Source organism: Rhizobium sp. BK619 (assembly GCF_014195245.1).
Classification (GTDB): domain Bacteria; phylum Pseudomonadota; class Alphaproteobacteria; order Rhizobiales; family Rhizobiaceae; genus Rhizobium; species Rhizobium acidisoli.
This window is the reverse complement of the sequence record NZ_JACIBH010000021.1, coordinates 36,142-49,290: the sequence shown is the minus strand read 5'-3', so window position 1 is coordinate 49,290 and position 13,149 is coordinate 36,142. Positions and strand designations below refer to the sequence as shown.

Sequence of the window (13,149 nt, the reverse complement as noted above, 5' to 3'; positions counted from 1 at the left end):
ACATGTCTCGCCTTGCCCCACACGGGTCATCGCCAGTTCTCGCAAATCCATCGAATAAGCACGACCCATCGAACAAGCCTCCATGGCTCATTCAACCAAATCTGATTTGCGACAAAAACGGAATCCCGATTCAACCAAGTCGCAATCTGCTCTAGAGCAATTACACAAGCTGAACGCGCGGCCGGCGGATCAGTCGAGTTTCTGGAGGCCTTGTAACGCGGGGGAGGTCCACTAGATCGCGGGAAGGTGTTCGGTAACGTACCAACGAGTTGGACATGTCTTATTTAATATATTTCTAATTTAGAAATGCCTACTTCATCTGCGTTGTAGTAGGAGGACTGAGTAATGATGCAGCGTATTGAATCTCTCGAGAATGTCGAAACAAAACCCATTTGGTCGGTTAGGGATTTCGCCAAGCGTCACCAACTCACTGATATCGAGGAAACCCGCCTGCTGCAGCTGTTCGGCCACTTTGCTACAGCATCCGAACTTCTTCATAACGTCCAGCGACAGCCTCGGTGGCGATAGTGTTACGCCCGGCCCATCGCTGGCCCATGGCTGGCACAGGGTTCATCGCCTTTGTCCGGATAAAGCGCTAGAGAGTGGGCGTTGAGATCGAGGTCGCATCGCTATAGAGGTATTCCTGATAGTCACCGACCGCCGAGGCCATATCAGCAATACGCACGAGCTGTCGGCAGCGATACGAATTTATGGCGCTGGACCCTAATCAGACGGGGCTGGTACGCTCGAAAGCGAGATGCGGCGGCATAGTTGGGACTTAGGGGTCGGTTTTGACCTCAATTAGGATGGGGCGGTCGGACGCAAGCGCGTCATCCCAGGCGGGCCCCGGGTCTCCCGAGTGTATCGCCCTTGCCGTATCACCGGGCATCCGTGTGATGGCGGATGCTCTCACGCTCGTCGGAAAGGCTACGAAGCACCTAGATCAAGACGACCGCCAGCGATGATGCATGACCAAGGGGTTGGAACTCCAGCAGATGCCAGGTCCGGATTGTGTCAGCTGACCGACCTCCGGAAGTCTCAACAGACATATTACCGCCAATGCCCGGTGCTTCGAAAGGCATCGCCCACTCAATAGCGATCACGTCTGCGGCTAAGTGGTCTTGCTTACGCCGCGCTACATGAAGTCGCCGGCGGCACCGATCCAGGCAGTTGCGCATCGCGAAGGGCTTCACCGACCCGAAAATCAAGATCCGCTTTGGTGAGGCAAACATTAACTTTGAGGCACGTGAGGACATCAAGATGATCACCCATCCCGGCCCCATCGTCCGAACGATCGATGGAGCCGGCGATGAGGCCGAGCTCGTGCAGCGGCGCTGGAGTTGGGCCGGGACCCGACAAGCGGCGGGTGTTCCGGTCGAAAGATCGGGACGTCGAGCAGCGCTCCGCCTTGCGCAATGCGACAGGTGTGTCGATGGATGATGATGTGGAAGAAGTCATTCGCGAACTGGCCGGCGGGTTCTGATTGACGCCCAACGACACCATCAAGTTCGTCGTGGGGAATGGAGGAGAGGAGCACCTACCTGCCGGTGCATGTGCTGGATGGGCACACGCGGCTCGGCTTGAACGCGCAGGGCCATTGTGGCAACAGTGACTCGTACAGGAGTCGAGGCCTTAAGCTGGCCAAACTCTAAGATTGGACTGCGGCCCCAGGTCGCAATCAGAATAGGCGACTCGACTTTGCGCGCGCATATCGTAGAATTCCTTGTGCACGTCGAGGGCTAAAGAGGGTTGGCCGATGAGCGCAAATTCCGTGAGGGTTTTCGAACGCGATGGAAAATGGATTGTGGTTATAACCGAAGGCGATGAGTGCACTGAGCGTGAATTTTTAAACGAAGAGTTCGCGCAAAACTACGCAGCTGGCCAAGCCTTGCGGTTACATGCCATGCCCGAGAAATCGCCTATCTCCGCGAAGCGTTAAGGAACCTCACAAACGCCAGCCTCATAAGCAGCGTCACGCAGCCGCGTATATGACGCTGTCGCAGCTTTCCTTCATGCGTCCACTCGCGATATTCAATATCGGCAACGAGCTTTGGCTCGATAAAGGACCGCGTTTCGCTTCGGTCCGGTGTCGACGGCCGGCTTGGCGATGGTTAACCTATCCATCTGCTCCCGGAGCTCGCTCACGGAACGTTCGTTAAACCCCGTCCCCAGTCCCCCGACATATACGAGCTCGCCTCCTTTGCGCGCGGCGAGCAGTAGCCGGACGATGACCCCGAACGATGCTGTGGACTTCTCATAGCCGACGATCGCGAAGCGATCGCTCTGAATGCACTTGATCTTGAGCCAATCGCCGAGGCGACCGATGCTATACGGGTTGTTGCGGTCTTTCGCGATGATGCCTTCGAGCCCAACATCGCACGCAATAACGCAAAAGCTTTACCGTCAGCATCGATCTCTTCAGAAAGCCTGATGGCCTCCGCACCGACATTGCGAAGGTGGCGCAGGATTTATGGCAATAACGGGATTGTTGTTCTTTTTTAGCGGGTTAGCAGCGCAGGAGCATGAATACTAATTTTTCGTTTCGCTCTCTCTTGAAATCGAAAAATGTCAGAACCAAATCTTTTCGCGCAAAGTGCTCGACAACAGGTTTTGCATCCGCCCGGACTGGTCATCCGGTCCGGCCAACCGCAGGCTAATGGAGCCAGACCATGAGAAAGGAAACCGCCAGTAATTCGATACCGGACGAAGCCAGGGCAGCGATCAGCGCCGACCACCTGCTGCATCCGGCGAAACATTTTGGCCACCCGCGTGACGTGCTTACCGCCAACGATATCGGCGATGACGAAAAGCGCGCCATTCTCGCGTCGTGGGCATCCGACATCTTTGCCGTCGAGTCTATTCCGGCGGTTCGTCTTTATCCCGGTGCGGATGAAGCCGTCTCCTATGACGAGATCATTGAAGCGCTGAAAACTTTGGACGGGCACAATCTGCAATCTGGGGTTCAAGACTCGCCTAAATCCAAATCCATTGACGTCCGCAGGGCACGCCGCCGCAGAGCGGGAGCGCGTCGGTTTGGTGGCCTTGGCCTCTCCGGCTACCGGAAAGGAGATCGATGCTGACAGCCATTTGAGATGTAGACTTCGACGTAACACCCGTGTGCCTGGAGGACACGAACAGGGTTTTTGGCGACGACCCTTAGCTGAGGAGGTTTTGCCGATGAAGATCGCTCAGATCGCACCACTTGCTGAAAGCGTTCCGCCCAAGCTTTATGGGGGAACCGAGCGCATTGTTTCCTATCTCACCGAAGAACTGGTCCGTCAGGGCCATGATGTCACGCTGTTTGCCAGCAGCGATTCTGTTACCGGCGCGCGCCTCGTAGGATGCTCCGATGTCGCGTTGCGTCTTAATCCGGCCATCAAGGACCATCTGCCGCATCAGGTCGTGATGCTGGAGGAGATCCGCCGGCGGGCGCACGAATTCGACGTGCTGCACTTCCATATCGATCTCCTGCATTTTCCGCTGATCCGCGACTTTGCCGATCGCACCGTCACGACATTGCACGGGCGCCTCGACCTGCCGGATCTCAAGCCCCTTTACAAGGCCTTTCCCGATATTCCGCTGGTGTCGATCTCCGATGACCAGCGCCGCCCGATGCCACCGGTCGACTGGCGCGGAACGGTCTATCACGGATTGCCTGCCGACCTTCTTCCCTTCACGCAGAACCCTAGGGGCAATTACCTTGCCTTCCTTGGGCGGATTTCTCCGGAAAAGCGCCCCGACCGCGCGATCCAGATCGCGGCAAAGGTTGGAATGCCGCTGAAGATCGCCGCCAAGATCGATAATGCCGACAAGGCCTATTGGGAAACCCTAATCGAGCCGATGGTGAAGAGCCATCCGAATGTCGAATTCATCGGCGAGATCGACGAACATCAGAAGGCTGACTTCCTTGGTAATGCTGGCGCCCTGCTCTTCCCGATCGATTGGCCGGAGCCCTTCGGGCTGGTGATGATCGAGGCCATGGCCTGCGGCACGCCAGTGATCGCTTTCGGCTGTGGCTCGGTACCCGAGGTCATTGACAATGGCATTTCCGGCATTCTCGTCGACAGCGTCACCGAGGCGGCTGAGAACGTCGAATGGGCGCTGCGGCTCGATCGGCAAAGGGTACGGGCAGCATTCGAAAAGCGCTTCACCGCGAAACGGATGGCGTGCGACTATGTCGACATCTACCGCAACTTGCCGGGCGTTCGTACCAAAGCCGCGCCAATCCGTCGGTCAAATGGTCAGGCGCCCGACCTGCAGGCCGTTGCCTGACGTCAAGGAGGAGACATGTCAAACATTTCTGCGGACAGCAACTCCGCCGCGGCATCGCCGGGCCCGGCGGCGGCGGTCGCTCAGTTTTTCATTCCGGCCGCCGCATCGCTGCAGGAGCGCCGGCCGCGCACCCTGAAGCACGGCGATACTTTCGCCGTCTTCGACCACAATGGCGATGCTCTTTCCGGTCCCGGCAGTCCGGAAGGTCTCTTTCACCGGGATACCCGTTACCTCTCGCATCTCTACCTGACGATCACCGGGCAGCGGCCGATGCTCCTGTCGTCGACACTGCGCGATGACAATGCCACGCTGACCTGCGATCTCACCAATCCTGATCAATTCGATGACAAGGGAAGGCTGGTTCTCGGCCATGACACCATTCATCTGCGCAGGTCGCGCTTTCTCTGGAATGCCTGTTGTTATGAACGGCTGGCCGTGAGGAACTATGACGAGCGTCGGCAACATGTCCGCATCCAGATCGCGTTTGATGCCGATTTCGCTGACCTTTTCGAAGTCCGGGGAACCGCAAGGGCAAGGCGAGGGCGCCATCTTCCTGCCGTCATAGAACAAGATAGCATCCTCCTTTCCTATATTGGCTTGGACGATCGCAAGAGGTCGACGCGACTTTCCTTCATGCCGGAACCGACCGAGATTCGGAGCGATCTTGTCACCTTCGATCTCCATCTAGAGCCACACGAGACCAAATCGCTGTTCATCCAGATCGGCTGCGACCAGACCTCCGCCGACCGACTGAGCCGCCTTTCTTTCTTCCTGGCCTTGCGGGACGCCCGTCGTGCGTTGCGCGCCTCTTCCTCGCGCGCGGCCTTGATCGCCACCTCGAACGAGATCTTCAACGAAGTCTCGCGCCGCAGCGTCTCCGACCTCTACATGTTGCTGACCGACAAGGCAGAAGGTCCCTATCCCTATGCCGGCATCCCCTGGTTCAGTACCGTCTTCGGCCGCGACGCTCTGATCACCGCGCTTCAGACGCTTTGGCTCGATCCGGAGATCGCCCGCGGCGTTCTCGGTTATCTGGCAGCCAACCAGGCGACGACTCTCGATCCTGCTTCGGACGCCGAGCCGGGCAAGATCCTGCACGAAACGCGCTACGGCGAGATGGCCGAACTTGGCGAGGTTCCGTTCGGACGTTATTACGGCAGCGTCGATTCTACGCCGCTATTTGTAATGCTAGCTGGCGCCTATCTTCAGCGAACCGGTGATCTTGCGACGGTCGACCGGCTCCTGCCATATGTCGAAGCGGCGCTGACATGGATCGACGAATATGGCGATCGCGACAGCGACGGCTTCGTTGAATATGGACGGCTGACGGAGGAAGGACTGATCAATCAGGCATGGAAAGACAGCCACGATTCGGTTTTCCATGCTGACGGCACATTGGCCCGGGGGCCGATCGCGATCGCCGAAGTCCAGGCTTATGTCTACGGCGCGTGGCAAAGTGCTGCTGAAATCTTCAGGCGGACGGGCAGGCCGGAACGAGCCGCGAGTTTTCTCGCGCGGGCGGAGGGACTGCGCCGGGCTTTCGACATCAGCTTCTTCGACGAGGAGCTTGGCACATATGTGTTGGCCCTCGACGGAGATAAGCGACCCTGCCGGGTTCGATCCTCAAATGCCGGCCATACGCTATTCACCGGCATTGCTTATCCTGAACGGGTCCAACAGCTTACCCGCACTCTGATGAGCGCATCGTCCTTCTGCGGCTGGGGCATTCGTACCATCCCCTCCACCGAAGCACGTTACAATCCGATGAGCTATCACAATGGCTCGATCTGGCCACATGACAATGCCCTGATCGCCAGTGGCCTTGCCCGCTTTGGCTATCGCGTCGAAGCGGCACGGATCTTCGAGGGGCTGTTCGCCGCCGCGACCTACATCGACCTGCGACGGCTCCCCGAACTCCTCTGCGGCATGCCGCGCCAGAGGGCACGCGGGCCCACCTTTTATCCGGTAGCCTGCTCGCCTCAAGCATGGGCTGCAGCAGCACCCCTGTCTCTGCTGCAATCCTGTCTCGGCCTCGACTTCGACCCCAACGGCCCGCTCATCAGCTTCAATATGCCGCGCCTTCCCTCCTTCCTCGACGAGGTGATCTTGCGACGCCTGCTGATCGGTGGCGGCTCGGCAGACGTCGCCATTCGCCGGTCGGGAGGCCAGGTCGTTGTCGACGTGATCAATCGCCAGGGCAATGTTCAGGTGCTCATCACGGCCTGATGAAGAGAGGGTTCCGGAAGGCGGGTCACCCGCCTTTCCAATCCTCTTCCTCTTCATCCGACCGTAGCAGATCGACAAGCCTGGCAACCCTGCCGGTCGGCAAATGCCGGCCTTCACCCATCAATGCTTCGTCGTTATTGGCCCATGCAAATGCCTCGGCAAGTTCGGCCTGCGTCGCACCTGTCGCGATGACCTCGGCGACAAGCGTTTTGTCGGCGGGCCCGAGGATGGCGATGACGTCGTCAGAAGTCATTGTCATGTCCGTTACTCCGTTTCTGGACTTATCTGGATCTGGCCTCACCCAGATCTGGTATTTGGAAACGAAACCAACAATTTTACATCGCAAAACTGCACTGCTCTTGAAACTCCAAGCCCATGAATTATATCACTATTGTTCGATTACCCACTAGGAATCTACAAGTCCAGGAGGCGCCATGTGCCCTTGGCGCCTCCTTGTATCCATGTTGCTTGCAAGGAGGATATGGCTATGAGGACAAACCTCGATTTCTCTCCCCTGTTCCGGTCACGGAAAGACTTTGCCACCTGAATCAACAGAAAGGAGAAAACCATGAGTGTTCGTGATCTGATTCCCTGGGGCCGCGCTAATGGCAACCAGGTTCCGAGTGGCTTGCGCGACGACAATCGGGATCCCTTCCTGTCGCTGCATCGCGAGGTGAACCGCCTGTTCGACGACGTTTTCCGCGGCTTTGGCTCCGGCCTGCCCACCTTCGGGAGCGGTTCCGCCTTCAGTGCCGGCTGGCCGAGCATCGAGATCTCCGACGCCGACAAGGAGATCAAGGTGACCGCCGAGGTGCCGGGCCTTGAAGAAACGGACATCGAGGTCCTGCTCAACGACGGCGTGCTGACGCTGAAGGGTGAAAAGCGCTCCGAGTCCGAAGACAAGGGCCGAAACTTCTCCGAGCGCTATTACGGCCGTTTCGAGCGCCGCATTCCGCTCGGGGTCGAGGTCAAGGATGACCAGGTTGATGCCCGCTTCAAGAACGGCGTGCTGACCGTGACCTTGCCGAAGAGCGAGAAGGCACAGTCGCAGGTCAAGCGTATCGCCATCAAAAGCTGATCGGTTAACCACCTGGCGGCCGGGTCGATTGGGCCGCCAGTATCCTTCGCCAGCCGGGAGGGGTTAACAACGGAGATTGCAAGAGAGACACAGCAGGAAACATAACGCGGGCCTCCAAGAACCGACCCCGCCGTCTTCTGCGAAGGTGGAAGGATACGGAAGCCACGAACGCCATGCCCACACCCACGGCTTGGCGCCAAAGGCAAGGAACCGCTGTCGTACTCATCGATACGGATCCTAATCTCACTCGGGCATTCTGATCGCTGATAGCCCCGGCCATTCTATCGACTGCAGCAGTTTGCCGAAATCCGAGCGGCTCTCGTCGTCCAACACTACGGCTTCGCCGTCGACGCGCCGAACTGTGCCGCTTCCGCCGCGATCGCTGGGAAGCGGTGTGTCCAGTCGTGCCTGCCGCGCTTGGTCCCGGCCGCAACGAATGGAGAGAAGATGTTCGCCCTTGGATCAGTGTTTATCTGTAAAGAGGGGGAACTGCGGCGGGCCAAGTAGGTTGTTAAGTGGATCGCAGGAGCCTTTCAACCTAGCGGTCAACCTATCCCCGAGTTGGGTCGTGCGGAGGAAAGTTTCGGTCTGCTCCCAAGCGACGCTCCGCGCGGCCCGACATTCTCGAAGCCGCAAGCCGTGAAATGCCGTAGCCGATCGTCTTCACGCCAAGGCCGGTCGTCTGCGCTTCGGCAGCCATGCCGAAGGCTGAACCGCAAAAGCGCCCTCCCCGGTTAACGAGAGGGCGCTTTGGAGTTTCGGCTGACGGAGTAGCTGCGGCCGATCAGCGTGAGGCATTGAAGCTGAAAAGGAGGCGGCCGTCTGCAAGCGATGACGGCTGTCTGCAAACTGCGCCGTTTCTAAGGCAATCGTCAAGAAATACTCAAGCGAAACGCCGGGCAAAGGCCGCCTCCATACCTGCGTCGACGCCTATCATTCGGCCAAAGACGCCGGCACGCTCGGCGATCTGAAGTGGATCCAGAAGGGCCGTGGCTATTGGAGCTTCTGCAACACGAGCATCACGGGTGCCGGCTGAGCAGGGGCTCCCGTACGCGAGAATCCAGGCGGCTTAGGCGCCGCCTGGTGACGAAAACCAAAACAGGCGCTATCCACCGTAAGCGTTCCGCCCCTTGGAGTATTTCTTAACCCTGCCCCAAACCGGTGACGAGAATTCGCTATGCCACCGTCCCCGGCGATATATCGAACCCACCGAAAAGGCACCACGCATTGGCGCCCGTGTGCGGTTGCAGTCGATCTCCGCTCAACGCCGTGCACACGACAGCGTCATCGTTCAAACCGCTCCAGCATTTTTCTTAACTGCGCATTTTGCAGCTTCAGCTTGCCCGCCAGCTGAGCCCTGAGCACCCTGATCTCTTCGTCAAGGGTCATCTCGACTGCATGGGAGACGTCTGAAATCGCACCCGCTTTCTTGCCGCGATTTCTTTGCTTACGCGGGATGACCTCCACAGCTCGCTTGAGGTCGGCAGCACCTCGTGCAGCAATGACGTCGATGTCAAGCCCACCTGACAAAGGAGGAGCAGCAGCCCCTTTGTTTCTGGTGCCTTTGCGGTCGACCTGGCCGGCGCGATCGTTTTCGGCTTTTTCGGAATGCACAGGCTGTAGGGAAAGCGCAACGGCTTCACGATGTGTCTCGGCGCTTGCCGGCCGATCAGCTCCATTTACGCCCTCGCTGGCAGCCGCGTCAGCCAAACCCGCAGTAGCCGACGCTTCCGGCGTAGCCTCGCTGGGCGAGCCGGCTTCTTTCTTTTGTTCGCGTCCCGGTGAGATCAGTCGGGCCAGAAATTTCCAGGGAGACGCCATCTATCCACCCTTGAGCTTTATCCCGCAAGCAGGCTGCAAATTTTAGTCCGGCAACAGCATCCACCGTCGCCAAACTGTATGTCTCGATAATCATAGAAATGCGGCCGGTGATTGACCGGCTGCTTATATCAATCGAGCTTAAGCCGCTTGCGCAGATCGGCGTTTTCAGCGCGAAGTTGCTCGGCAAGAAGCTTGCGCAGTCGTTGATTTTCTTCTTCCAACTGCAGGAGATCTTCCATCTCATCGATCGCCGTCATCGGCGCGGCCGAGGCGGTTTGCATAGCTTTTCGAGCACGGCCTGGAGGCCCACGTTTGGCGGTCGCGGTAGCTTCAATAACCTTTGCCTTGCGCCCTCGCCTCCTGCCGTCACCAGCGCTGGTCAGAGCAGCTGCTGGCTTTGCCGCAGCGTCAGCAGACGCCGTCTCGGGTGCCGCCGCTTTCTTGGCACGGGGCTTGCGCTGCTTCTTCGGCGCAGCAGGCGTTTCGACAACGGTCGGTACATCGATCTTGGCTGCCGTATCAGTCTCGTCGGCCATGCTCATCTCCTGTGTATCTGATGCAGTTGTCGACGGCCCGAGAGGCGGTGTCAACAATGACTCGACCCGATCTGCTTTTGGTGAAGACATTTCGCTCTCGGACCTGCCACTCTGGGAAGCATCCGATAGATATGGCGTTGTCTCTTCCTCGAGGTCGCGTGCGACTGACTTTAGATCCAGGTTCCCCCAGATCGAGCTTGACCTGGAATCGAGTTTTCGCCTGCCGCTTTTGTACTCGACGGCAAAACTACGTTGCACTTTCTTCAATATAAAGGGCCCTTGGAGAATTCGCGGATGATTTGGTGACTGGGAACATCCGGAATAGCGAATACCGCACTGCCAGTCTATACCCGCCACTGGCTGCCCGAAGCTTTTCGGCACCGAGTTTAGTGTTCCTCGCGCAATGCGAGAGCAGAACCCGAAGAGGCTGATGGCGCACGGTGAAGTAAGCACTTCCAGAATAAGGCAGGGCGGTTGCTTTCGCTTCCAGCGCAAGCTTGTCCAGCGTCTTCCGAAGTCTGATAGCCCTTGAGAGGAGGATCGGGTCGCCTGAAACACAAAGCTTTGCGGGAGGAGGTGCATCGCTCGGATGGACGGAAGATATCAAAGGCAATGTAGGCGAGATGTGTCGCGCGTTCGCGATGCTCTCGGGCAAGTGGAAGCTGGAAAACATGTGGCTGCTCCAGCGGCGGATTTACCGTTCGGCGAACTTCGCAACGCGATCCCGGGAATTACCCAGCACATGCTTTCGACGCAGCTTCGCGAGCTGGAGGCCGACGGTCTCGTTTCGCGCACCGTCTTCGCAGGAGTGAGATTTGGTATGATTTCGTACAATTAGAATTTAACGCCGCATTCATCGCTCACGAATAGCCTACAACTCCGCGGCTGACGAGGCATGACGCCAACTCGGTGCCCTTGGCGGAGGGCACATGCATAGCAGGTGTTTCGGTGAATTTTGACTTCTTTAGAACCAAATTGAAGTGGCGTCTCGCAACGGTTGCCGCAACGTCATTTATCTTCGTCTCGACGCTGGGAACCCTCGGATATACTGTCGCCGGAGCTTTTCACTACATGGCTTCGGTCGTCGACGATATAGACGATGCCCGCGCTGTGACAGCAGCGAAAGGCGCTCTGAGGGCGCTGCAGAAGCAGCTTGGGGCGACGGTGCGAGACAATGCCTATTGGGACGACGCCTTTAGCCAGATGTCGGGACCGGGTGCAACGGACTGGGCTACAGAGAACTGGGGATCAACCACAGCAAACTATCCACTCTACGACACGGCCATGGCTCTCGGGACGGACGGAAAACCAATAATGGCCTACCACAAGGGCGAGGTGGTTACCGACCCCAACGGATTCTATCTTGGAAAGCTGGCCCAGGTTATCGACGCCGCGCGGCGGCCAGATCCTGGCCGCGACGGGGTCCCGGTCTCTTTCATCAAGACACAAGACGGCATCGCGATAATCGGCGCTGCAGCAATCCAGCCTTCGGCATTCGAGGACAAGCTCGACTACTCCGCCCTTCCTGTACTGGTCTTCTCCAAGCAGCTGACGCCGACGGTGGTGGCCGAAATCAGTGCGACGTTTACAATCAGCGGGCTAGCGCTCCAGAATACAGTTGATCCGCTGCGTGCGTTGCATGCCGAACTGAAGGACATGGAGGGTCATGATGTCGGCTATCTCACCTGGCCGCATGTCGATCCAGGCACAACAGGCTACCTCAGGGTGAGGCCAACAGTCGTCGGTGCCGGCATCGTCCTAATCCTACTTCTTACGGCAGTTGGCGGCGCGGGATTTATGGCATTTCGCTCGATCAGCAGCAGTGAACGCCGATCAGCCTATGAGGCAAAGCACGACGCGCTGACAGGATTGTTAAACCGAGTAGGGTGCTTCGAGCAACTCGAAAAGGCCGTCCAATCAAACATCCTCGGCGCAAGCCTTCTGATGATCGACCTGGACGGCTTTAAGCCCGTCAACGACGCCTGGGGCCATGCCGTCGGGGACGAACTCCTCAGATCCGTTGCCGCGCGGCTGGTGGACCACCTACCGGATGGCGCGATAGTGGCTCGGCTAGGCGGCGACGAGTTCGCCGTCATCTCGCGGGATCAGGTTTTGAAAGATGGGGCGCTCGCCGCCCGCATACTCACGTCGTTGTCCAGTCCATTCGTCATCGGCGGGCGCACGATCGAAATCAGCTGCAGCGTCGGCGCCGCCAAGATGTCTGAACCCGGGACGAACGCCGCCGAACTCCTTCGCCGCGCGGACCTTGCGCTTTACCGCAAGGATATGGGCCGGGGACGGTCGATGATCTACAGTCCCTCGCTCGACGAAGACGCAGCAAATACCTCGGACCTTGAACAAGAACTGCGGGCACGCCCTTGCAAGCGGCCAAATAAGAACTGTGTTTCAGCCACTCGTCGACGCCACAACGCGTGAAATCCGAGGCGTTGAGGCATTGGCCCGCTGGAAAAGCGCGACGCGAGGCGATGTGACGCCGGAAGTGTTCATCAGCCTGGCCGAGAGAGCGGGCTTGATCGATCAGCTCGGTTTCGAAGTGCTACGGCTAAGCGTGCGAGAGGCGTCGCGATGGCCAGGTGTTGGCGTGGCGGTGAATGTCTCGCCTCTTCAGCTCAGGAACCCGTACTTTGCGTCCCAGGTCGGAGACATCTTGGCTCAGGCTGACTTCGACCCGATGAGGCTGACCATCGAAGTGACAGAAGGCGTTCTCATCTCAAATCCGGATCAAGCCAAACGCGCATTTAAGACGCTTCGGAACATGGGCATTAAAATCGCGCTTGACGATTTCGGATGCGGATATGCAAGCATCGGTGCGCTTCGCGAATTCGGGTTCGACCGCATGAAGATTGACCGCTCCCTCATCGTGGCCCTCGACCATGACGATCGAGACGGCGCGGTCCTCCATGCTACGATCGCACTCGCCAACGCCTTGCACCTTCCCGTGACCGCTGAGGGTATCGAAACTGAGGAACAGGCCGCGGCGGTGAGGCTGTCGGGATGCGACGAGCTACAGGGATACCTCTTCAGCCGCCCCGCCAGCGCAGATCAGATCACCCAAGCCTATTTCGCGCCATCGAGCCGTCTGGCGGGCTGAGCCTCAAAATGCCCGTGCCCGTTTATATCGCAGCTTCCTGATACGTCCTGGACGAATTTCAAAGCAACAGTCCGCGAAGGCGACGTTCGCGATCGCCGTGGTCG

Annotated in this window: 10 protein-coding genes and 4 pseudogenes; 9 read left to right on the top strand and 5 right to left on the bottom strand. The window is 58.4% G+C overall.

The window, feature by feature from the left end:
* Nucleotides 1-345: 345 nt before the first annotated feature.
* Nucleotides 346-528 (top strand): hypothetical protein, encoded by a 183-nt coding sequence (locus FHX14_RS31355; protein WP_003591008.1) that lies wholly within the window; start codon nucleotides 346-348, stop codon nucleotides 526-528.
* 642 nt (nucleotides 529-1,170) lie between these two features.
* Nucleotides 1,171-1,390, top strand: a pseudogene (locus tag FHX14_RS31350) (SOS response-associated peptidase); the annotation flags it as partial.
* Between the two features lie 545 nt (nucleotides 1,391-1,935).
* On the opposite strand, the pseudogene FHX14_RS31345 reads toward FHX14_RS31350, so the two are convergent.
* Nucleotides 1,936-2,435: pseudogene (locus FHX14_RS31345) on the bottom strand (ATP-dependent DNA ligase); the annotation flags it as partial.
* Between the two features lie 234 nt (nucleotides 2,436-2,669).
* Here FHX14_RS31345 and FHX14_RS31340 point away from each other — a divergent pair.
* From FHX14_RS31340 to FHX14_RS31330, 3 genes are all read left to right on the top strand, one after another.
* Entirely contained in the window at nucleotides 2,670-3,080 is a 411-nt protein-coding gene (locus FHX14_RS31340) for a hypothetical protein (protein WP_003595326.1), read from the top strand.
* A gap of 97 nt (nucleotides 3,081-3,177) precedes the next feature.
* Nucleotides 3,178-4,272 carry a glycosyltransferase family 4 protein gene (locus FHX14_RS31335; RefSeq protein WP_012556075.1) on the top strand — a complete coding sequence of 365 codons (1,095 nt, stop codon included), beginning with the start codon at nucleotides 3,178-3,180 and terminating at the stop codon, nucleotides 4,270-4,272.
* A 15-nt stretch (nucleotides 4,273-4,287) separates the two neighbouring features.
* Complete coding sequence (locus FHX14_RS31330) at nucleotides 4,288-6,498, top strand: amylo-alpha-1,6-glucosidase (protein WP_184380993.1); 2,211 nt, start codon at nucleotides 4,288-4,290, stop codon at nucleotides 6,496-6,498.
* 25 nt (nucleotides 6,499-6,523) lie between these two features.
* On the opposite strand, the gene FHX14_RS31325 is transcribed toward FHX14_RS31330, so the two are convergent.
* Entirely contained in the window at nucleotides 6,524-6,757 is a 234-nt protein-coding gene (locus FHX14_RS31325) for a hypothetical protein (RefSeq protein ID WP_012556073.1), read from the bottom strand.
* A 309-nt stretch (nucleotides 6,758-7,066) separates the two neighbouring features.
* Here FHX14_RS31325 and FHX14_RS31320 point away from each other — a divergent pair, with 309 nt between their 5' ends.
* Complete coding sequence (locus FHX14_RS31320) at nucleotides 7,067-7,576, top strand: Hsp20/alpha crystallin family protein (protein ID WP_184380991.1); 510 nt, start codon at nucleotides 7,067-7,069, stop codon at nucleotides 7,574-7,576.
* A gap of 269 nt (nucleotides 7,577-7,845) precedes the next feature.
* Here FHX14_RS31320 and FHX14_RS33305 read toward each other — a convergent pair.
* The 3 genes and pseudogenes from FHX14_RS33305 to FHX14_RS31310 all read right to left on the bottom strand — a co-directional run.
* A pseudogene (locus tag FHX14_RS33305) lies at nucleotides 7,846-7,992 on the bottom strand (ATP-dependent DNA ligase); the annotation flags it as partial.
* Nucleotides 7,993-8,860: 868 nt separating this feature from the next.
* Entirely contained in the window at nucleotides 8,861-9,397 is a 537-nt protein-coding gene (locus FHX14_RS31315) for a hypothetical protein (protein WP_184380989.1), read from the bottom strand.
* 128 nt (nucleotides 9,398-9,525) lie between these two features.
* On the bottom strand, nucleotides 9,526-10,200 hold the full coding sequence (locus tag FHX14_RS31310) for a transcriptional regulator (protein ID WP_184381003.1): 675 nt from the start codon (nucleotides 10,198-10,200) through the stop codon (nucleotides 9,526-9,528).
* A 356-nt stretch (nucleotides 10,201-10,556) separates the two neighbouring features.
* On the opposite strand from FHX14_RS31310, the pseudogene FHX14_RS31305 reads away from it, so the two are divergent.
* The 3 genes and pseudogenes from FHX14_RS31305 to FHX14_RS33295 form a co-directional block, all read left to right on the top strand.
* Nucleotides 10,557-10,738 (top strand): annotated as a pseudogene (locus tag FHX14_RS31305) (helix-turn-helix domain-containing protein); the annotation flags it as partial.
* A gap of 143 nt (nucleotides 10,739-10,881) precedes the next feature.
* The gene (locus FHX14_RS33300) at nucleotides 10,882-12,369 is read left to right on the top strand and encodes a diguanylate cyclase (protein ID WP_348649279.1); all 1,488 of its coding nucleotides are present in this window, start codon (nucleotides 10,882-10,884) and stop codon (nucleotides 12,367-12,369) included.
* The gene (locus FHX14_RS33295; protein WP_348649278.1) at nucleotides 12,335-13,045 is read left to right on the top strand and encodes an EAL domain-containing protein; all 711 of its coding nucleotides are present in this window, start codon (nucleotides 12,335-12,337) and stop codon (nucleotides 13,043-13,045) included. Before FHX14_RS33300 ends, FHX14_RS33295 begins: the two co-directional genes overlap by 35 nt.
* Nucleotides 13,046-13,149 lie beyond the last annotated feature (104 nt).

Excerpts from the sequence above, each read along its gene's own strand:
- FHX14_RS31315 (WP_184380989.1), bottom strand. The coding sequence starts at position 9,397 with ATGGCGTCTCCCTGGAAATTTCTGGCCCGACTGATCTCACCGGGACGC.
- FHX14_RS31330 (WP_184380993.1), top strand. The coding sequence starts at position 4,288 with ATGTCAAACATTTCTGCGGACAGCAACTCCGCCGCGGCATCGCCGGGC.
- FHX14_RS31325 (WP_012556073.1), bottom strand. The coding sequence starts at position 6,757 with ATGACAATGACTTCTGACGACGTCATCGCCATCCTCGGGCCCGCCGAC.
- FHX14_RS31355 (WP_003591008.1), top strand. The coding sequence starts at position 346 with ATGATGCAGCGTATTGAATCTCTCGAGAATGTCGAAACAAAACCCATT.
- FHX14_RS31340 (WP_003595326.1), top strand. The coding sequence starts at position 2,670 with ATGAGAAAGGAAACCGCCAGTAATTCGATACCGGACGAAGCCAGGGCA.
- FHX14_RS31335 (WP_012556075.1), top strand. The coding sequence starts at position 3,178 with ATGAAGATCGCTCAGATCGCACCACTTGCTGAAAGCGTTCCGCCCAAG.
- FHX14_RS31320 (WP_184380991.1), top strand. The coding sequence starts at position 7,067 with ATGAGTGTTCGTGATCTGATTCCCTGGGGCCGCGCTAATGGCAACCAG.